Source organism: Pseudomonas sp. GW823-FHT02C05, from assembly GCF_058797595.1.
In genome coordinates this window covers 694030-712821 of the sequence record NZ_JBXAJU010000001.1, presented here as the reverse complement: position 1 = coordinate 712821, position 18792 = coordinate 694030, and the positions used below count along the sequence as shown (strand labels likewise).

Genomic DNA, 18792 nt, shown 5'->3' with positions numbered 1-18792 from the left:
GGTGGTGGTGGTTAGACGGAGCCGAGGGCGGCGATCAACGCTGGGGAGGCGTTGTACAGCGGTGTGCTGCCCTGCAACAGGATCTGCGCGCTGCGCCGGTAGGCGGCGCCGTCGATCAGCAGCTCTCCACCGGCCAGCCGGGCATTGATCAGGGTCTCCAGCACCCCGGCGGGGTTTTCAATCGCCAGGGGGTATTCGCCCGGCTCCTCGCCTAGCACCGGCGCCCGCGCCAACAAGGCATGGGCCACGGTGCCCTGGGCCAGGCAGGCCGCCGCCAGGCAGCAACCACCGGACACTGCCAGGGACGGGTGGGCGTTCTGCGGGGTGAAGTAGCGGGTGGCAATATCCCCACCCTCCCGCGCCGGGCTGACGATGCAGATCTTCGGGATGGTTTCGCTGCGCCGCAGCTCGTCGGCGCTCATCAGGCTGCCGTCGCGCTTGCGCAAGCCCATGCGCAACCCGCCCAGCACCATCAGTTCCAGCAGGCGCGCCTTGAATTGCGGGTCGGCGTCCAGCTGGGCCGGGGTTTCCTCGCCGGTCTTGCCCAGGTCCGCCGCGCGCAGGATGACCATGGGCACCGCCACGTCGATGCAGGTGGCGGCGATGCCGTCCAGCAGGTCCACCCGTTTGCCGGTGGGGAACAGCGCGCCGGTCTTGGCCCCCACCGGCTTGTCGAGAAACAGGTCGACCCCGGGAAACACCCCGTTGACCCCGGGAATCCGCGTGTCGCTCAGCAGCCGGCCATTGGCGAAGCCTAAGCGCGCATACATCGTGGTCTGGGTGTTGCTGTTGTAGATCTCGATCTGCCCACCGCCCTCCCCGGGCTCCAGCCAGCCGCGCTGCAGGGCGTACAACGGCAGGGCCGCGGACATGTTGCCGCAGTTGACGCTCCAGTCGATGGCGCTCTTGGCCGCCGCCAGTTGCGCCAGGGTGCTGACCATGCGCGTCTCGCCGGGGCGGCGCTCGACGATGAACACCTTGTTGCTGGTGGGCCCGCCGCGCCCCAGGCCGGTGATCTGGCTGTTGCCCGGCCACTCGCCATGCAGCGGCACGCCCATCAGGTGGCGCAGCAACTCTTCCACCAGGGCTTCGTCCCGGGGCAAGGCTTCGCGGGCCAGGATCAGCCCGGTGGAGGTGCCGCCACGGGCGTGGCACACGGGGAATTCAGGGATGGCAGCAGGCTTGGGCAGATCGGGCATGGCAGGCGCCTCCAGGGTGGGCGAATGGAGCAGCCCCTTGTCGCGCGGGCAACGGGCGGCAGCGCAGCATGATAAACCGTCGCGGCCGATCCCGGGGCTTGCCGCTTGGCGATCCGGGGTCGCCCGATTGCGCATCGTGCCCGGGGCCGATCACGACCTGGGCCTGAGCCATGTCGCCCAGGCGGCGCTATGGGCCGATCAGACCTGGGCCTTGGCACGGGTGCTACAGGCTTGTAGCCCGAAGCGGCCAGGACGCCCTCGCGGCGCTTTTTTGACCGGCCCATTTGACTAACAGTCTTGAGCTTCTAGATTCCACTGGCGACCTCATGGAAGTGCATTTCGCCCGGTGCCCAACAGCTGTTGCGCCGCGCCCGGATGCTCGGTGGCCGCACGCTGCACAGCCGATGACACCCGGGCCTGGATCACCAGGCCCATAGCGCGACAACAGGGAGCCGGACATGAACGAAAACATCGTGGATATCCTTGTCACCATTGACGTGGACACCATTCTGGAAAGCAACGGCAAGACCTTCGACGGCGGCAACACGCTGACCTTGAGCCAGCACAGCGCCACCCCCACCCAGCTCTACAACTACTACAGCAACGGCCAGCGCCTGTCCGACCAGGTGGTCTACATGGTGGCCCGCCGCGACAACACCGACGGGCCGGATGGCGGCTCCGAACTGGCGGTCAACCTGCGTCAGGGGGACATTGTCCGCTGGCGCGCCACCAGCCTGTCCAAGGGCATGTACAACGCGGTGCTGCTGTACCAGTACACCCAGACCAACCCGGTACCGAGTGCCGGCAATCCGCCCTATCTGACCGACGTCACCCCAGTCGTCCTGGACAGCACGCCGCTGCCCATCATCGACAAGGATAACCCGGCCGGGCAGCCCATCGCGCAAAGTGTGCAGAACTACTACTGGCAGGCCAACGCCACCCGGGTCGGCTCGCGCATTACCTACACCTGGGCCTTCATGATCCTGGACAGCAACAACAAGGTGATCGCCTACTGCTCCTGGGACCCGTACTTCTCCATCCACTGATGGCCATGGCCTCTCCCCGTTGCGGGGAGAGGCTTGCTCCAGGCTTCAGGCGCGCCGGGCCAGCAACAGCACCGAGGCCGCCGCCGACAGCAACGCCGCGCAGCAGCGATTGAACAGGCGCTTGCCCGCAGGCTCGCTGAACCAGCGGCGCATGTGCAGGCCCATCAGCGCATAGGCGCTGATGGCGATCCACTCCAGCAGCAGGAACAACAGCCCCAGCACCAGGAACTGCGAACCCACCGGCGCCCCGGGCTCGACGAACTGCGGCAGAAACGCGGTGAAGATCAGGATCGCCTTGGGATTGCCGATGGCCACCAGAAATTCCTGCCGGCTGAGGGCCAGCAGCCCGGACACCCGGCTGCGCTCCGCACTCTGCACCTGGGGGTCCGCGGTCCACAGCTGATAGGCCAGGTACAGCAGGTAGCCCGCGCCGAGAATCTTGATCCCGTAGAACAACAGCTCCGAGGCTTGCAGCACCACCGCCAGGCCGGCGGCGGCCAGGGCGATCATCAGGGCGAACGCCGCCAGGCGGCCGATGCCCGCCAGGCACGAGGTGCGAAAACCGTAGGTGCTGGCATTGCGCACCGACAGCAGGTTGTTCGGCCCGGGGGCCATGTTCAGGGCGAAACAGGCCGGGAGAAATAGCGCCAGGGTGGCGAGGTTCATAGGCACTCCAGAATCGGCAAGGCGTCGTTGTTGACCGGCAAGGAACATAAAACGCCTGGGCCCCGGGACACAAGCCAGCCCCGGCGATTACGCCCCGGCCAGGCGCAAGGCATAGGCACGGATGTCCTGCGGCCAGTCCTCGATGCACTGTTGCAGGCGCGCCAGGTCCGCGGCGAACAGCGCCCGGGTGGCTTCTTCATAACCGGGAAGATCGCCGCCCATGGCCAGCATGAACTGGTAGGCCGCCTCTTGCGCGGCCCGCTGGCGCTGCGGTTCGGCGCCATGGCGCCGGGCTTCGTCCACCAGCCGGCGCAGCACCGCCGAGGCGCCACCGGGCTGCTCGGCCAGCCAGTCCCACTGGCGCGGCAACAGGGTCACTTCCCGAGCGATGACCCCCAGCTTGGGTCGCCCCCGCCCCCGGGGCGCAGCCTCTTCGCCCTCGACCGGCGCAGCAGCAGGCTGGCGCGGGCGATAGCGCCCGTTGCCCGGCGCCGGCGTGGCGGCCAGGCGCTGGCGCACTTCGTCCGGGGAGCCCCGCAGGTCGAGGTCGATGACCCGGCCGCTGGCATCGTCGAACACCAGCAACGGCTGCGGCGCCGCCTCTTCGCTGGCACGCTTGACCGCCAGCGCGACCTCCAGCAACGGGCCGGCCGCCAGCACCTGCTGGGCCTGAAACGCAGTGACGGGTTGGGTAAGTGAGTCGGACATGGTTATGGCCTCAAGGAAACGAGGCTGCATATTACCCGGGTATTAATAAGACAATCAATAATACCCGGGTAATATTTAAACAGCGGCCGGCCCTCGCGACTGCCGCTGTGGGGCCGGCTCGCTGTCGGCGGGCATCTCGATGCCCCAATCGCCGTCCAGGTACCAGTCCTCCCCGAGCATTTCCGCCGGGTGCATGGTGCGATCGGAACCATTGCCGCAGGCCAGGGCATTGGCCGCGCAGTAGCGGTCGCAGCCCCAGCAGATCCGCTCGGGGTGTTTGGGGCGCAGGGGAAAGGGCTTGGCCATGGCGGCTCCCGAAACCTGGATGAAGGAGCCTGCACCTTAGAACCTGCGGCGCCTTCGAGCCTTGATCCCGATCACAATGGCAGAGTGCGGTCCTGGATCACCTGCTTCATCACCAGGGTCGGGCCATGGTGCTCATCACCCTGAGCAACCAAGAGGGCGTGATCGTGCTCGAAGACAAAACCCGCGGCCTACTTCCTGCCGAACAGGAACGGCCGTTACTGAGCCTGATGCTCGCCGAAGGCGATCCGCCCCCCTGGCTCTATAGGCCTCAAGCCCTGCGACGCACCCGAAGACGCCTTCGCTGGCAAGCCAGCTCCTACACAAAGCCCCGCCACCACGCCATCTCGTTGGGGCTGGCCGGGCACAGAATTTTCTCTGACAGCGGCTACGGGATCGCTATGATGGATCACCATGAACCCCAGCCCCGCGATCCGCCAACCCTGTCCGCCCGGCGCCTGCATTTGCGAGCGCGAGCAGTTGCTGGACACCCCCGGAGCCGACCTGCGCATCCTCAATCTCACGCGCCAGGAGGAAAAGCGCCTGCTCGAACGCCTGGAAAACCTCAAGGACCTGGCGGACCTGGAACACATGCAGAGGCGGATGTACGAACAACTGGGCATCCGCGTCCAGATCAGCCCCAGTGACAATGTGGTCCGCAGCATGCGCGGCATCGCCATTTCCCTGGGCGAGTTGCCCGGCCTGTGCCGCAAGACCCGGCAATCGATCCCGGCCGCCATCCGCCGGGCCATGGAGCAGCGCCCGGAAATCGCCTACCGCCTGCTGGACTCCCAGGACCTGTTGCGCGGCACCTGAGGGCCGCGCACTCAAGCGCCGCCCATACCGTTCAAGGCTTGCAGCCCGGGGCCTGAACCCGGAAACTTGCCGCTGCTTTTTCCAGGACTTCTCTCATGCAAAACACCCCATTGAACGCCGCCGACTTCGAAACCCTCGAAGACACCCTGCTCAAGTACGGCGACGACCACTCGGTACTCAACCCCTGCGAGCTGGACGGTTATTTCACCGCGCTGGTGTCGGGCCCGACCCAGGTGGATATCGCCGAATGGTTCCCGGCGATCTGGGGCGGCGAGAACCCCAATTGGGAAACCCCGCAAGAGTGCCGGCAGTTCATCGACCTGTGCGTGCGCCACATCAACACCCTGGCCGAACAACTGGCCAGTGATGCCCAGGGTTTCCATGCACGTTTCGAAACCACCGAACACCAGGGCCAGGACCTGTTGCTGGCCGAAGAATGGTGCTTTGGCTACCTGCGTGGCGTGGCCGTGGGCAACTGGCCGCAGATGCCGGCACCACAGACCGGCCTGTTGCAGACGATCATCGACTGTGCCGAGCAGGACAACTTCGAACTGCCGGCCGACCTGGATCTGGAGCAGCATCGCCAGCAAGTGGCGGCCATCGAACCGGCCGCTCGGGCGCTGCATGCCTACTGGGCGGCGCAACGCTGAAGTAAACCGCATCCAAAAAAAACGCCGCGGGCTCCAATCAGGGCCCGCGGCGTTTTTGTCTGCGTCCTGCCAGCAGCGCGAGGCTTACAGCAGTTTGCGTTGCACCGCTTCATCCAGGGTGCTGCGGGCCAGTTGCTGGACCACGTCGCGGGTATCCGCCTGGAAAGGAATCGCCACGATCAGCAGCAGTTGCATCCAGGTACGCACCGACTCGCTCTTGCGAATCCGCCCCAGTTCCTTGCCGTCCTTGTCCTTGAACACCGTCTCCAGGGTGAAGGTGTTTTTCGCCGTGGACGGGATGATGAAGAAGGTGGCGCCGGTGATGATGGCCGAGGCCATGCTGAACTGCTCGTTGTTGTACAGGGTGGCTTCGGCGTACAGGTCCGACTCGACCTTGTCGGTGCTGACCCGGGCAAAGCGCCCGGACTGGCGGTAGGTATCGGCCACCGCCGCTTCCCAGGCGGCGGCCGGGGCGCCGGCGGCAGCATTGGCCGGGCCGCCATTGACCTGGTTCATCGCGGTGGTGCGCACGAAGGCCGTGGGTTTGTGTTCCTCCGCCTGGGCGGTGGGTGGCCAGGCCGTGACCGGTGCCAGTTCGTGTTGCGAATAGGACACGCAGCCGCTCAGCAGTACCGCGGCCAGCACCAGTAGGTGCTTGATGGAACCGAACATGTGACGCTCCTTGATCCTAGTGCGCCAACCGGGCGGTGGCGTTGTCGAGCAATTTGGCAACCAGCTCGTTGAGCTGCTTGGCGCCCTGGGTCGGGGCCCAGTATTCGCGCCCGTAGAGACCGACATTGCGCTCGAACTTGAGCTGCTCCCTGGCGCTGGCCAGTTCCTTGCCGTCGCGATCGACGATCGACAGATCACCGGCCAGGTCGAAGCTGTCGACGTAGATCGGGCCATTGACCCAAATCCACAGCGTCAGGGTCAGCAGAGCCCCCGGCACATAGCCCGGGTGCGGCCCGCGATGGCCCTTGAGGGAGGTCATGTTGAACTTCAGCACCACGTCGTTTTCCCCCAGGCGGGTAGGAAATTCGCTGAGTTGCTGGAAGTAGCCGGCGCTCTTGACGTAGGGCGTCAGCTGGGCGGTCAGGGAGCGGCTGATGGCGGTGCGGGTGGCTTCGTCGATACCGGCGGCGGAAACCTGCACATCGGCAATTTGCGCAGTGCGCGGGCTGCTGGCAGGCGCGGGATGCAGCGGTGCGCCCAAGGGGCCGGTGACGTTGTAGGACACACAGCCGGTCAGCGCCAGGGTGGCGACAAGGGCGGTGGCCCTGAGGAGGATTCTGAACACGAAATATCCTTATTGAGGGACGGACAGCACCAACGTCTCGACCCCGGCGCCCAGAACTTTAGGAAAACCTCGCATTCGGTTGGGCGGGACAGGCCCGCTCCCGGGCCTTATTGATAGTCCTCTTCATAGGCCTGGAGCAGATTGAACAAGTGCTCCTGGGGCATCGCGCAGTCCTCCAGCGCTTCGGGCGCAACGCCGTTCCACTCCTCATCGGGGTCGCTTTCGACAATCAGCAGCGGCACCTGGGCGTTGTTGCAGAAGGCGAGGATGTCGCGCAGTTCCTGCTCACGTTCCACATGGTCGTTGTGAAACAGCTTGGCGCTGTAGAAGAAGCCCTCGGCGCCACGGCGCAGATAGCCCTGGGCAACGCTCAGGGACAGGCCCAGGCGTTGATGGAGAAACTTGACCAGCGCCAGGTCAGTGCCGGGAGTCGCGGCGGCGATGCTTATTCTGGACATGGCAGGTTCCTTGATAAATCGGCGGGCAGCCCTCGCCCTGCTACTCGGGGCGCCACAGTTCGAGCCCCTCCACATGGCGCTCGATGTCGTCCATGTCGTCCTCCCCCAGGGTACGGTCGAAGGGTTCGCTGAGAATCCTGCGCACCTGGGCCAGGCGCTGGGTGACCTGCTGGTTATCGATGAAATCGGTGGTGGCGCGCTGGTAGTCGGCCACGGGTTTATCCATGTAGTAGGCGCCCATCTTGTGCAACGAGATCAAGACGAACTCCAGCTCCGCCAGGGCCTGCAGCGCCTGCTCGCCAGAGAGGGTGATGGTGCGGTTGCTTTCCAGCATCGAAACTTCCTTGGTGCTCAACAGTTGGACAGAACGCCGCCTGGGTGGCGTGCGGCGCGCGCTTCAATCAGGCAGGCCACCGCCCATGCTGATCATGGCCTGGCCGGGCTGATCAACAGGCCCGGCTGACACCGTTCACCGACTCGGTGCCGGAGCCAGCTTGAGCCGGGTCGGATCGACCGCGCAGGCCATGTTGCGCAGCTCCCCGATCAACGATTGACGGGGAAAGGCGGCCCATTGCGCAAGATCGTCCTTGCGCATGACCTCCACGCCCTGGGCGAAGGGCTCGGAGAAGTACACCCGGCCGAACTGCGCCGACTCATCCTTCTCGCAGTTGATCACCCGGGTCGCGCGGGAGCTGTAGATCGGCGGCTTGCCACCGCCCAGCGCAGCAGGCTTGGCGTAGTTGTTGACCAGATAGAACTGCCGCAGGTTCGGGTTGTTTTGGTAGAGGGCCAGCGAGTTGGCGGCAAAGTAGGTGGCCAGTTCCGGGCTTTCCAGCACCTTGAACATGCCATCCGGACGCTGCGGCGCCGGGGCCTCCCCGGGGGTACCCGAATGCGCGCAACCGGCGAGCAAAAGCGCCGCGCTCAAGCTCGACAGCTTGTTCATCGGCCCGCTCCCTGGGCCAGGTCCGGCCGCTCCTGCTCCAGCAATGGCTGATCGACAGTGCCCTGCAGCGAGCAGAGCAAACGGGTCTTGCCGTCTTCCTGGCTGAGCATGAGGATCTTTTCCGCGGAGCCCGGCGCCGGGGCGATGCCCGAAGCGGCGGCCGGGTTGTCCTGCCAGGGGGCCGCGGCGTTGAGTTTGATCTGCGGCCGGGAGACGAAGTATTCGCCAGTCTCCTGCCAACCGGCCTGGGGCAGCGCGGCCATGACGGCCTCGCGGCTGGCATCGATTTCAAAGCCCCAGAAGTGAAAGGTGCCCTGCTCGCCCAGGTCGAACTGGCGGTCGTAGTAGGCGCTCAGGGGCAGGCCCTGATCCAGCAGCGGCCGGGAAAACGCCATCAGCGCGGTGGCGCTGTCGCGGCGCTCCGCCACCGGAATCCAGGCGATGCCCTGGCGCTGATTCTCCGCCAGTTTCACCACCTGCCCGAGCTCGGCGCGCTGCTGATACAGGGCCTTGAAAAAGCTCGGCTGGCACTCCAGCAGGCTCTGGCTGAGGCTCGCTGCCTGGGCAGCGCCGGCACTCAAGCCCAGGAGCAAGGCCAACAGCGGTGAGGTGGAAAGGCGGGGCAAGGTGCGCGTCCGTTGCATGGTCTGGAGCATCCTGAGCAGGCGAAAAAAACGCGACTCTACTCCCGCCGGCACCGCCGAGACAAATCCGCCTGCAGGCACCAGGCCTGCATGGCAGAGCGGCGCCGCAGCCGGTTCAGAGGAAAATACTGCCCTTGAGGTACAAGGCGCCGTAGCCGCTGATGATCACCCGCACGTTGTCCAGCACCTGGCACTGCAACTGGCCCTTGCGCGCCCCGCCCTGCTGCGCCCGCAACTGACGCTTGCCCAGGCGCGCGGCCCAGTAAGGCGCCAGGGAGGTATGGGCGGAACCGGTGACCGGGTCTTCATTGACCCCGACCCGCGGGCCGAACCAGCGCGAGACGAAATCGAATGCCCGGGACGGCGCCGTCACGGCGATGCCGCGCACATCGAAGGCGGCCAGTGCGGCGAAATCGGGCTTGAGCGCCTCCACCAGAGATTCGTCGTCCACCACCAGCAGGTAATCGTCGGTGCGGTACAGGGCCTCGGCCGCCGGCAACCCCAGGGCTTGCAGCAGGGCCGGAGGAATCGCCACGGCTTCGGGCTGCTTGGCGGGAAAGTCCATGGACAGCAGGCCGCCCTCGCGGCTCACCCGCAACTCGCCGCTGCGGGTGGCAAAGCGCAGCACGTCGCGGCGCTCGCCCAACTGCTCGAACAGCACCCAGGCCGCCGCCAGGGTGGCGTGCCCGCATAGGTCGACCTCCACCGCGGGGGTGAACCAGCGCAGTTCGAAGACTTCGCCCCGGGGCACGAAATAGGCGGTTTCCGACAGGTTGTTCTCCAGGGCGATGCGCTGCAGGACCTCGTCCGGCAACCAGGCATCCAGGGGGCACACCGCCGCCGGGTTGCCACCGAAGACGTGGGAGGTAAAGGCATCCACTTGAAAGATATCGAGCTGCATCGCGGTCATTCCTCGGCGCCTTGGGCGCGGATCTGTTCCAGGTAGTTGTAGATGGTGTAGCGGGTCACCCCCAGGGCCGCGGCGGCCTTTTCGATCCCGCCCTTGACGATGAACACCCCGCGCTCCTGCATCTGGCGCACGGCGTCGAGCTTGTGTTGCTTGCTCATGCGCGCCCCGTTTCCCGGGCAGGCGCCCTGGATGATCTGGGCCAGCAACTGTTCCATGTCGGGGGCTTCGTCGCGGCGCGGCGCAGGCGCGCTGCCCAGGCCCAGCAACTGCCCGAGGCAGGCATGAGCGGCGGCGATACCACTCAGGTCGCTGTTGCTGCACAGGCTGGCGAAGGGCTGCCCGCTGCTGTCGCGAAAGATCACCGTGGAACTGCGCAGCTCGCGGCCGTCGGGGGCCAGGGTCGGGTAGTTCTCCAGCACCAGCGGGGTCGCCGCGGAGCGGTCTTGCAGGGCGCGTCGCACCGCGGCAAAACCCAGGTCCTGGCGCGGCCCGACCAGCACCGGGTCGCCTACCCGGCGCCCGGTGACATGACCATTGGCGATGGCAACGATCGAGGATTCCGGGCGGTCCAGGTCATGCAGGACGATTTCCACATGCTGGCCGACCACGCTGCCCAGCATCTGCAAAGTGCTGTGCAGCACCTGCAGCACCAGCTGACGTTCGGCAAGCAGGGAAGCGCAAGATCGGTTCATGGGTGACTACCAAGGTGAACGGCCAGGAAAAATATCAACACTTTGTTGAATATTCAACTTCTTGTTCAGTTGATCCCGGTCATGCCCGCCCATCATGGCAATTGCATAGCCAAGGGCATTGCTGCAATATTCGCAAATGTAAAACGTTCTCATTAAATATTTCCATTCAAGTGCTCTGCCCCATGATCCCCAACCTGCTTCTCGTGGAAGACGACGCCCGACTGCGCGACGACCTGGACCTGCATTTCCGCCAGCGCGGCTTTACCGTCACCCCCTGCGCCGACGGCCGCCAGGGGCTGGCCGCGGTGCGCGCCGGCCACTTCGACCTGGTGCTGCTGGACATCATGCTGCCGGGCATGGACGGCCTGGCCCTGCTGGAAACCCTGCGCCAGGAACAGGGCACGCCGGTCATGCTGATGTCGGCCCTGGGCGCCGAGCAGGACCGCATCACCGGCTTTACCCGAGGCGCCGACGACTACCTGCCCAAGCCCTTCAGCCTGGCCGAACTGGACGCCCGCGCCGACGCCCTGCTGCGGCGCATGGCCCGGGTGCAACAGCTGCAGGCCACGCGCCAGGACCCGATCCTCAGCTTCGACGAACAGGCCCAGGACGTGCTGCACCAGGGCCGCGCAGCGGGCCTGACCGGTTCCGAATACCGGCTGCTGGTGACCCTGCGCGAGCACCCCGGGGAAACCCTGAGCAAGCCGTTTCTCTATCAGCACGTACTGCACCGCATCTACACGAGGCTCGATCGCGGCCTGGATGTGCACGTGTGCAACCTGCGGCGCAAACTCGCCGACCTTGGGGTGCAGCACCTGCAGATCCAGGCGGTGCGCGGCGCGGGCTACATCCTGGTGGAAGCGGAACGCCACTGATGCGCCGTCACCCCCTGCTGTGGAAACTGGCGCTGTTGCAGATCGGCTTCTGCCTGCTGCTGACCTGGATCATCTGGACCTGGGGCCTGTCGGCCGAGCGCAGCACCTATTTTCTCGACCCCGCCGACCGCCAGTACCTGGCCAGCTACGCCCAGCAGGCCGAGCACGCCTGGCGCCAGGGCGGCGTGGCCGCGGTCGATGAGTTCCAGCGACAACTGGCAACCCGGGAAGACACCTGGGTCGCGGTGATCGGCGATCGCCTGCAGAGCCTGGGCAGCACGCCGCTGACCGCCGAGGAAGCCAGCCACCTGACCTTCATGCGCAAGCTCGACTGGCCCATGAGCCGGCGCCTGCAGGACGAGTTGCCCTACGTCAGCATCGAATTCCCCGAGCACCCGGAGCAAGGCCGGCTGGTGCTGCAACTACCCGAGCGCCTGCTGCCCAGTGGCCTGACGCCCTGGACCCACGTACTCAGCCATGGCGTGGTGCCGACCCTGCTGGCCGCCCTGCTCGGCCTGTTGCTCTACCGCCACCTGGTGCTGCCGTTGAACCGCCTGCGCGACCGCGCCGATGCCTTGCGCGCCGACGACCTGGAAAGCCAGGGCCTGGGCACGCCCCTGGTGAACCGCCACGACGAACTGGGGGAACTGGCCCTGGCCTTTGAGCACATGGCCGAGCGCCTGCGCCAGAGCCTGGCCCAGCAGCGCCTGCTGCTGCGCACGCTGTCCCATGAGCTGCGCACGCCCCTGGCGCGGTTGCGCATCGCCCATGACAGCCGGTTGCCGCCGGAGCAGTTGCGCCAGCGCCTGGACCGGGAAATCGCCGACATGCAGCGCCTGCTGGAAGACACCCTGGACCTGGCCTGGCTCGACACCGAGCGCCCGCAACTGCCTACCGAAGCGGTGCAGGTGCTGTCGATCTGGGAAGCCCTGCGCCAGGACGCCTGCTTCGAAAGCGCCTGGGACGCCGAGCGCCTGCCCTGCCTGCTGGACGCCGAGTGCCGGGTCCAGGTGCACCTGGACAGTATCGCCCAGGCCCTGGAGAACCTGCTGCGCAACGCGATCCGCTACTCCCCCGCCGGCGGCCGGGTGAGCCTGTGCGGCTGGCGCGAAGGCGCCTATTGGCACCTGTGCCTGGAAGACCGGGGACCAGGGGTCGCCGAACAGGACCTGCAACGCATCTTCCAGCCCTACCAGCGCCTGGACTCGGCCCAGGGCGACGGCTTCGGCCTGGGCCTGGCCATCGCCCGGCGCGCCGTGGAGCTGCATCAGGGGCGGATCTGGGCCAGCAACGGCCACCCCGGGCTGTGCATGCACCTGCTGCTACCCGCCGCCTAGGCCCGGCACAAGCGCGCCCGGCTCCCTGACAGAACCTCGCCCCGACCTGGAAGTGTTTAGAAAGTTAATGCGCTTTACTCGCAAATAGCAGTCATTATCATTCGTGATCTTCTGTTTCTGCTTCTGTCCCGGAGATCACCGATGTCCATGCGCTCGATGCGTCCTTTCGCCCCCTTCCTGCTGTCCACCTGCTGCCTGCTCAGCCAGGCCGTGCAGGCTGCCAATGAAGGCTCGACCCAGCCGGTCCTGGAGCTGGAACCCCAGAGCGTCATCGCCACCGCCAAGGAAGAAACCAAGCAGGCACCGGGGGTCTCGGTGATCACCGCCGAGGACATCCAGAAGCGCCCGCCGGCCAACGACCTGTCGCAGATCATCCGCACCATGCCCGGGGTCAACCTCACCGGTAACTCCACCAGCGGCCAGCGCGGCAACAACCGGCAGATCGACATCCGCGGCATGGGCCCGGAAAACACCCTGATCCTGGTGGACGGCAAGCCGGTGGGCAGCCGCAACTCGGTGCGCTACGGCTGGCGCGGAGAGCGCGACAGCCGCGGCGACACCAACTGGGTACCGGCCGACCAGGTCGAACGCATCGAAGTGATCCGCGGCCCGGCGGCGGCCCGCTACGGCAACGGCGCCGCTGGCGGGGTGATCAACATCATCACCAAGCAGGCCGGCATCCAGACCCACGGCAACGCGACGATCTACAGCTCGTTCCCGACCCACAAGGACGAAGGCGCCACCCAACGCATGAGCTTCGGCCTCAACGGCCCGCTGACCGACAGCTTGAGCTACCGGGTCTATGGCAACGTGGCCAAGACCGATTCCGACGACGCCGACATCAACGCCGGCCATGAATCCCTGCGCACCGGCAACCAGGTCGGCACCCTGCCCGCTGGCCGCGAAGGGGTACGCAACAAGGACCTCAACGGCCTCTTGAGCTGGCACCTGACCCCGGACCAGAGCCTGGACTTCGAAGCCGGCTTCAGCCGCCAGGGCAACATCTACACCGGCGATACCCAGAACACCAACAGCAACAGCACGGTGAAAAACCTGCTGGGCCACGAGACCAACCGCAGCTACCGCGAGACCTATTCGGTGACCCATCGTGGCGAATGGGACTTCGGCAGTTCCATGGCCTACCTGCAATACGAAAAGACCCGCAACACGCGGATCAACGAAGGCCTGGCCGGCGGCACCGAAGGCATCTTCAGCAACAGCGAGTTCTACACCGCGGTGCTGCGCGACCTGACCGCCCATGGCGAAGTCAACCTGCCCCTGCGCGCCGGCTTCGAGCAGACCCTGACCCTGGGCAGCGAATGGTCCCAGCAAAAGCTCGACGACCCCAGCGCCAACACCCAGAGCACCAGCGAAGGCGGCGCCGTGGGCGGCCTGAGTAGCAGCAACCGCAGCACCCAGTCCAGCGCGCAGATCTTCTCGCTGTTCGCTGAAGACAACATCGAACTGCAGCCGGGCACCATGCTCACCCCGGGCCTGCGTTTGGACCACCACAGCATCGTCGGCGACAACTGGAGCCCATCGCTCAACCTGTCCCACGCCCTGAGCGACACCCTGACCCTCAAGGCCGGCATCGCCCGCGCCTACAAGGCGCCGAACCTGTACCAGCTCAACTCCGACTACCTGCTCTACAGCCGCGGCCAGGGCTGCTATGGCCAGAGCACCAGCTGCTACTTGCAGGGCAACGACAAGCTCAAGGCGGAAACCAGCGTCAACAAGGAACTGGGCCTGGAATACAAGGCCGACGGCTGGGTGGCCGGCCTGACCTACTTCCGCAACGACTACAAGAACAAGGTGGAATCCGGCCTGGCGCCGGTGAGCCGTGCCAGCGGCGGCAGCGGCGCTTACCGCAACTCGGCGATCTACCAGTGGGAAAACGTGCCCAAGGCCCTGGTGGAAGGCCTGGAAGGCACCCTGACCATTCCGTTGGCCAGCCAGCTGACCTGGAACAACAACTTCACCTACATGCTGCAATCGAAGAACAAGGAAACCGGCGACTACCTCTCGGTGACCCCGCGCTACACCCTCAACTCGATGCTCGACTGGCAGGCCACCCAGGACCTGTCGCTGCAGGCGACCGTGGCCTGGTACGGCCAGCAGACGCCGAAGAAGTACGACTACCACGGCGACCGCGTCACCGGCAGCGCCACCCAGCAACTGGCGCCGTACGCCATTGCCGGGGTCAGCGGCACCTACGCCCTGACCCGCAACCTGAGCCTGACCGCCGGGGTCGACAACCTGTTCGACAAACGCCTGTTCCGTGAAGGCAATGCCCAGGGCGTGAACAATATTGCCGGGGCCGGCGCCGCCACCTACAACGAACCCGGGCGCACCCTGTACACCAGCCTGACCGCTTCGTTCTGAGCCATTACCAAGAGCCATCACCAAGAGCCTGCCGAGAACGCCTGATGAGAACTTTTTTCCTGCCCCTGGCCCTGGCCTGGGGCCTTGCGGGAGCGGCCCTGGCCGCCCCCGCCCCGGACCAGCCCATGGACCGCAGCCTGCTGCAACGCCAGGACCTGCCCTACCGCTTCACTAGCCTGCAACTGGATTCCGCCGACGGCCAGCGGCACTACCAACTGTGGATCGGCAAGCCGTTGCAGGCGCCACCGCCACAGGGCTACCCGGTGCTATGGATGCTCGATGGCAACGCCGCCCTCGGCGCCCTCGACCCCGAGCAGCTCAAGCGCCTGGACCAAGGCCAGGCACCGCTGCTGGTGGCGGTGGGTTACCAGACCCCGCTGCGTATCGAACGCAACGCCCGCACCTATGACTACACCCCGCAGCAACCGGGCCAGGCGCAGCAGCAAGACCCGCTGACCGGGCAACCCAGCGGCGGCGCGCAAGCCTTCCTGCAACTGCTGCGCGAGCGCATGCGCCCGGCCGTGGCGGCCCAGGCACCGATAGATACCGCGCAACAGACCCTGTGGGGCCACTCCTATGGCGGCCTGCTGGTGCTGCAGGCGCTGTTCAGCCAGCCCCAGGCGTTTCGCCACTACGCTGCCGCGAGCCCTTCGCTGTGGTGGGGCGACGGCCTGATCCTGCCCCAGGCCCAGGGCCTGGCCGAGCGCCTGCAGGGCCATCATGCGCAATTGCTGCTGATGCGCGGCGGCGCCGAGCCGGGCAACCCGCGCCAGCCAGCAGGGCCCGAGGCCGACCAGCGCGCCCGCCAGTTGCAGGCGCAACTGGCCCAGGTGCCGGGGTTGGTCCTGGACTACCACAGTTTTGAAAAACTCAGCCATGGCCAAACCCTGGCGGCCTCGTTGCACTACGTGCTGGAGCGGCTCTACCTGCCGGCGGCCAAGGACTGAAAACCCTGCGCCCGGGTGCAAGGCCCGGGCCGCGAGTTCCAGCGCAAGAGACAGGGTGCAAGCCTTGGGGCGGCGGGCTAATCTGCCGCTCGCCCCGCCACTTGTTCCGGATCGCCAATGCCCACCTGCCCCGCCACTCGTTTTCTTGCCGCACTGGATGCCGACTGGGCCGCGCTGATCGCCGCCGTCGGCCCCTGCCTGCACCAGCCCCGCCCGGAGCGCGAGCCTTACCAGGCGCTGGTGCGCGCGGTGGCCTACCAGCAACTGCATGCCCGCGCGGGCGACGCGATACTCGGCCGCCTGCGCGCTTTGTTTCCCGGCCAGGACTTCCCCACGCCCGGGCAACTGGCCGATGCCAGCCTGGAGAGCCTGCGCGGCTGCGGCTTTTCCGCACGCAAGGTAGCGACCCTGCAGGGCATCGCCCAGGCCACCCTGGACGGCCGCGTCCCCGATGCCGCCAGCGCCCGTGGCCTGGATGACGAACAGTTGATAGAGCGCCTGATCCAGCTGCCTGGCATTGGCCGCTGGACCGTGGAGATGCTGCTGATCTACAGCCTTGAGCGCGAGGACATACTGCCCGTGGACGACTTTGGCGTACGCGAAGGTTATCGCCGCCTGAAAGACCTGGAGAAACAGCCCAGCCCCCGGCAGCTGCGCCAGATCGGCCAGGCCTGGAGCCCCTGGCGCACCACCGCTGCCTGGTACCTGTGGCGCGTGCCGACGGCCTGAACACCGCGCACTTGACCCGGTGCGGACTGGCCGCTGCGCGGTTCGCCGGCAAGCCGGCTCCTACGGGGATATGCCCACCTGTAGGAGCTGGCTTGCCAGCGAAAGCGCCCGCAAGATCGCCCATTCCCTCGCCATCAACCGCGCCCAATGGTCGCTGCGCGGTTCGCCGGCAAGCCGGCTCCTACGGGGATATGCCCGCCTGTAGGAGCTGGCTTGCCAGCGATGGGGGCGCTACATGCCCAGCCAGTTGGGCAAGGCCAGGGAGATCAGCGGCACGTAGGTCACCAGGATCAGGAACAGCAGCAGGATCATCAGCCACGGCATCGCCGCGCGGATGGTCTGGCCCAGGGTCAGGCCGGTCACCGCCGAGGTCACGAACAGGTTCAGGCCCACCGGCGGATGCACCAGGCCGATCTCCATGTTGACCACCATGACGATGCCCAGGTGAATCGGGTCGATCCCCAGCTTCATGGCAATCGGGAAGAAGATCGGCGCCAGGATCAGCACGATCGCCGAGGGCTCCATGAAGCTGCCCGCCACCAGCAGCACCACGTTGACCATCAGCAGAAAACCGATCGGCGTCAGGCCTTCGGAAATCACCCAGGCGGTGATTTCCTGGGGGATCTGTTCGGTGGTCAGCACATGGGCGAAGAGCATGGCGTTGGCGATGATGAACATCAGCATGATCGACAGCCGGCCCGACTCCAGCAGCACCTTGGGGCAGTCCCGCAGCTTCATGTCGCGGTACACGAACAGGGCGACGAAGGCCGAGTACACCGCCGCCACCGCCGCCGCCTCAGTGGGCGTGAACATGCCGCTGTAGATGCCGCCAAGAATGATCACCAGCAACAACAGGCCCCAGAACGCCCGGCGCGCAGCACTCAGCCACTGGCCAAAGGTGGCCCGTGGCTGGGCCGGCAGCTTTTTCACCCGGGCCACGATGTAGATCGCCACCATCAGCAGCAGGCCCAGCAGCAAGCCGGGCACCACGCCGGAGATGAACAGCTTGCCCACCGAAGTCTCGGTGGCCGCCGAGTACACCACCATGACGATCGACGGCGGAATCAGGATGCCCAGGGTCCCGGCGTTGCAGATGATCCCGGCGCCGAACTCCTTGGGATAGCCGGAGCGCACCATGCCCGCCACGGCAATCGAGCCTACCGCCGCCACGGTGGCCGGCGAGGAACCGGACAGCGCGGCGAACAGCATGCAGGCCAGCACCGCGGCAATTGCCAGGCCGCCACGGATGTGGCCGACGCAGGCGTTGGCGAAGTCGATCAGGCGCTGGGCCACGCCGCCGGTGGTCATGAAGGCCCCGGACAAGAGGAAGAACGGAATCGCCAGGAAGGTGTAGGCGTCGGAGGTCTCGAACAGCTTGATCGCCAGGGAGCTCAGGGAGTCCTGGCTGAACATCAGGATCGACACCGCCCCCGACAGGCCCAGGGCAATGGCGATGGGCACGCCGAGGAACATGAACACGAACAGCAGCAGAAACAGACAGAGCACGGCCATCAGTGACGCTCCTCATGGCTGCCCGCCAGCTTGCTGGCCTCGCCCGCCTCGTCGGCCAGGCCCAGGCCGAACTGCCGTCGGGTGAAGATGCGGTAGAAGATTTCCAGGTAGCGGATCAGCACCAGGGCGAAGCCGATGGGCACGATCACCACGATATGGCTGACCTGGATGCCGAAGCGGTCCAGGTCTTCGGCACCGATATGGGCGGCCATGATCGCGCTCAGCCACTTGAAGCTGGCGACCATGAACAGCCCGGCGTACACCAGGCAGCACAGGCAGGCGAGCAGCGCCAGGTAGCGCTGCACCGGGCGCGGGGTCAGGCGCACCAGGGCGTCCACCCCCAGGTGCCCGGCGGTGCGCACGCCGTAGGACATGCCGAAGAAGATCAGCCAGCCGAACATCGCCTTGGTCAGGGCCACGCTCCAGGTCATGTCCTGGGCCAGGCCCATGGTGGCGTCGCCCAGAGCGTTGAAGAAGGCGCTGCTGGCGGCCCATTTGTCGGCCAGGGCGAAGAACAGGGTGTAGATGTTGTTGAGCATCACGTAGACGAAGGTCACCAGGGTCATGGTCGCCAGCAGCAGGGCAATCAGGCCCTCCTCCAGGTGCTCCCAGATACGTCTCAGGGACTGCATAGAGATACCTCGCGAAACGGGCAGTGGCCGTCCGCCGCGGACG

22 protein-coding genes are annotated in these 18792 nt (G+C 66.3%); 8 read left to right on the top strand and 14 right to left on the bottom strand.

Going from position 1 to position 18792, the window contains the following annotated elements; translation table 11 throughout:
- Positions 1-11: 11 nt before the first annotated feature.
- Positions 12-1199 (bottom strand): PrpF domain-containing protein, encoded by a 1188-nt coding sequence (locus AC1RGE_RS03530; protein WP_492583349.1) that lies wholly within the window; start codon positions 1197-1199, stop codon positions 12-14.
- A gap of 458 nt (positions 1200-1657) precedes the next feature.
- Here AC1RGE_RS03530 and AC1RGE_RS03525 point away from each other — a divergent pair, with 458 nt between their 5' ends.
- Positions 1658-2245, top strand: coding sequence for an AidA/PixA family protein (locus AC1RGE_RS03525; RefSeq protein ID WP_065363866.1), 588 nt, complete (start codon positions 1658-1660; stop codon positions 2243-2245).
- Positions 2246-2290: 45 nt separating this feature from the next.
- Here the strand turns inward: AC1RGE_RS03525 and AC1RGE_RS03520 are convergent, their stop codons facing one another.
- From AC1RGE_RS03520 to AC1RGE_RS03510, 3 genes are all read right to left on the bottom strand, one after another.
- Entirely contained in the window at positions 2291-2911 is a 621-nt protein-coding gene (locus AC1RGE_RS03520; protein ID WP_011060979.1) for a LysE family translocator, read from the bottom strand.
- A gap of 87 nt (positions 2912-2998) precedes the next feature.
- Complete coding sequence (locus AC1RGE_RS03515) at positions 2999-3649, bottom strand: DUF2239 family protein (protein ID WP_373940193.1); 651 nt, start codon at positions 3647-3649, stop codon at positions 2999-3001.
- A gap of 45 nt (positions 3650-3694) precedes the next feature.
- Complete coding sequence (locus AC1RGE_RS03510) at positions 3695-3925, bottom strand: DUF3079 domain-containing protein (RefSeq protein ID WP_011060977.1); 231 nt, start codon at positions 3923-3925, stop codon at positions 3695-3697.
- A 411-nt stretch (positions 3926-4336) separates the two neighbouring features.
- Here AC1RGE_RS03510 and AC1RGE_RS03505 point away from each other — a divergent pair, with 411 nt between their 5' ends.
- Complete coding sequence (locus AC1RGE_RS03505) at positions 4337-4738, top strand: hypothetical protein (protein WP_015635375.1); 402 nt, start codon at positions 4337-4339, stop codon at positions 4736-4738.
- A gap of 95 nt (positions 4739-4833) precedes the next feature.
- Positions 4834-5388, top strand: a complete 555-nt coding sequence (locus AC1RGE_RS03500) for a UPF0149 family protein (protein ID WP_492583347.1) — start codon at positions 4834-4836, stop codon at positions 5386-5388.
- Positions 5389-5472: 84 nt separating this feature from the next.
- Here the strand turns inward: AC1RGE_RS03500 and AC1RGE_RS03495 are convergent, their stop codons facing one another.
- The 8 genes from AC1RGE_RS03495 to AC1RGE_RS03460 form a co-directional block, all read right to left on the bottom strand.
- Positions 5473-6060, bottom strand: coding sequence for a hypothetical protein (locus AC1RGE_RS03495; protein ID WP_492583345.1), 588 nt, complete (start codon positions 6058-6060; stop codon positions 5473-5475).
- Between the two features lie 16 nt (positions 6061-6076).
- On the bottom strand, positions 6077-6685 hold the full coding sequence (locus tag AC1RGE_RS03490; protein WP_072442144.1) for a hypothetical protein: 609 nt from the start codon (positions 6683-6685) through the stop codon (positions 6077-6079).
- A gap of 107 nt (positions 6686-6792) precedes the next feature.
- Entirely contained in the window at positions 6793-7143 is a 351-nt protein-coding gene (locus AC1RGE_RS03485) for a hypothetical protein (protein ID WP_011060968.1), read from the bottom strand.
- 40 nt (positions 7144-7183) lie between these two features.
- A complete protein-coding gene (locus tag AC1RGE_RS03480) occupies positions 7184-7477 on the bottom strand; it encodes a hypothetical protein (protein ID WP_011060967.1) in 294 nt (97 codons plus the stop codon).
- A gap of 135 nt (positions 7478-7612) precedes the next feature.
- Complete coding sequence (locus tag AC1RGE_RS03475; protein ID WP_011060965.1) at positions 7613-8089, bottom strand: surface-adhesin E family protein; 477 nt, start codon at positions 8087-8089, stop codon at positions 7613-7615.
- Positions 8086-8733, bottom strand: coding sequence for a hypothetical protein (locus tag AC1RGE_RS03470; RefSeq protein ID WP_103291085.1), 648 nt, complete (start codon positions 8731-8733; stop codon positions 8086-8088). Before AC1RGE_RS03470 ends, AC1RGE_RS03475 begins: the two co-directional genes overlap by 4 nt.
- 115 nt (positions 8734-8848) lie before the next feature.
- Positions 8849-9634 (bottom strand): PhzF family phenazine biosynthesis protein, encoded by a 786-nt coding sequence (locus tag AC1RGE_RS03465; RefSeq protein WP_492584242.1) that lies wholly within the window; start codon positions 9632-9634, stop codon positions 8849-8851.
- A 5-nt stretch (positions 9635-9639) separates the two neighbouring features.
- Positions 9640-10335 (bottom strand): helix-turn-helix transcriptional regulator, encoded by a 696-nt coding sequence (locus AC1RGE_RS03460; RefSeq protein WP_125063919.1) that lies wholly within the window; start codon positions 10333-10335, stop codon positions 9640-9642.
- Positions 10336-10517: 182 nt separating this feature from the next.
- Between AC1RGE_RS03460 and AC1RGE_RS03455 the strand changes: the two genes are divergently transcribed.
- From AC1RGE_RS03455 to AC1RGE_RS03435, 5 genes are all read left to right on the top strand, one after another.
- Positions 10518-11210, top strand: coding sequence for a response regulator transcription factor (locus tag AC1RGE_RS03455; protein ID WP_492583343.1), 693 nt, complete (start codon positions 10518-10520; stop codon positions 11208-11210).
- Positions 11210-12547 (top strand): HAMP domain-containing sensor histidine kinase, encoded by a 1338-nt coding sequence (locus AC1RGE_RS03450; RefSeq protein ID WP_492583341.1) that lies wholly within the window; start codon positions 11210-11212, stop codon positions 12545-12547. The genes AC1RGE_RS03455 and AC1RGE_RS03450 overlap by 1 nt, the downstream gene beginning before the upstream one ends.
- A gap of 147 nt (positions 12548-12694) precedes the next feature.
- Complete coding sequence (locus AC1RGE_RS03445; protein ID WP_430765461.1) at positions 12695-14929, top strand: TonB-dependent siderophore receptor; 2235 nt, start codon at positions 12695-12697, stop codon at positions 14927-14929.
- Positions 14930-14973: 44 nt separating this feature from the next.
- On the top strand, positions 14974-15876 hold the full coding sequence (locus AC1RGE_RS03440; RefSeq protein ID WP_019093789.1) for an alpha/beta hydrolase: 903 nt from the start codon (positions 14974-14976) through the stop codon (positions 15874-15876).
- A 117-nt stretch (positions 15877-15993) separates the two neighbouring features.
- The gene (locus AC1RGE_RS03435) at positions 15994-16605 is read left to right on the top strand and encodes a DNA-3-methyladenine glycosylase family protein (RefSeq protein ID WP_015635362.1); all 612 of its coding nucleotides are present in this window, start codon (positions 15994-15996) and stop codon (positions 16603-16605) included.
- Positions 16606-16836: 231 nt separating this feature from the next.
- Here the strand turns inward: AC1RGE_RS03435 and dctM are convergent, their stop codons facing one another.
- Together dctM and AC1RGE_RS03425 are read right to left on the bottom strand one after the other, a co-directional pair.
- On the bottom strand, positions 16837-18117 hold the full coding sequence (gene dctM, locus AC1RGE_RS03430) for a C4-dicarboxylate TRAP transporter large permease protein DctM (protein ID WP_492583339.1): 1281 nt from the start codon (positions 18115-18117) through the stop codon (positions 16837-16839).
- Positions 18117-18749 (bottom strand): TRAP transporter small permease, encoded by a 633-nt coding sequence (locus AC1RGE_RS03425; protein WP_065363856.1) that lies wholly within the window; start codon positions 18747-18749, stop codon positions 18117-18119. The genes dctM and AC1RGE_RS03425 overlap by 1 nt, the downstream gene beginning before the upstream one ends.
- Positions 18750-18792 lie beyond the last annotated feature (43 nt).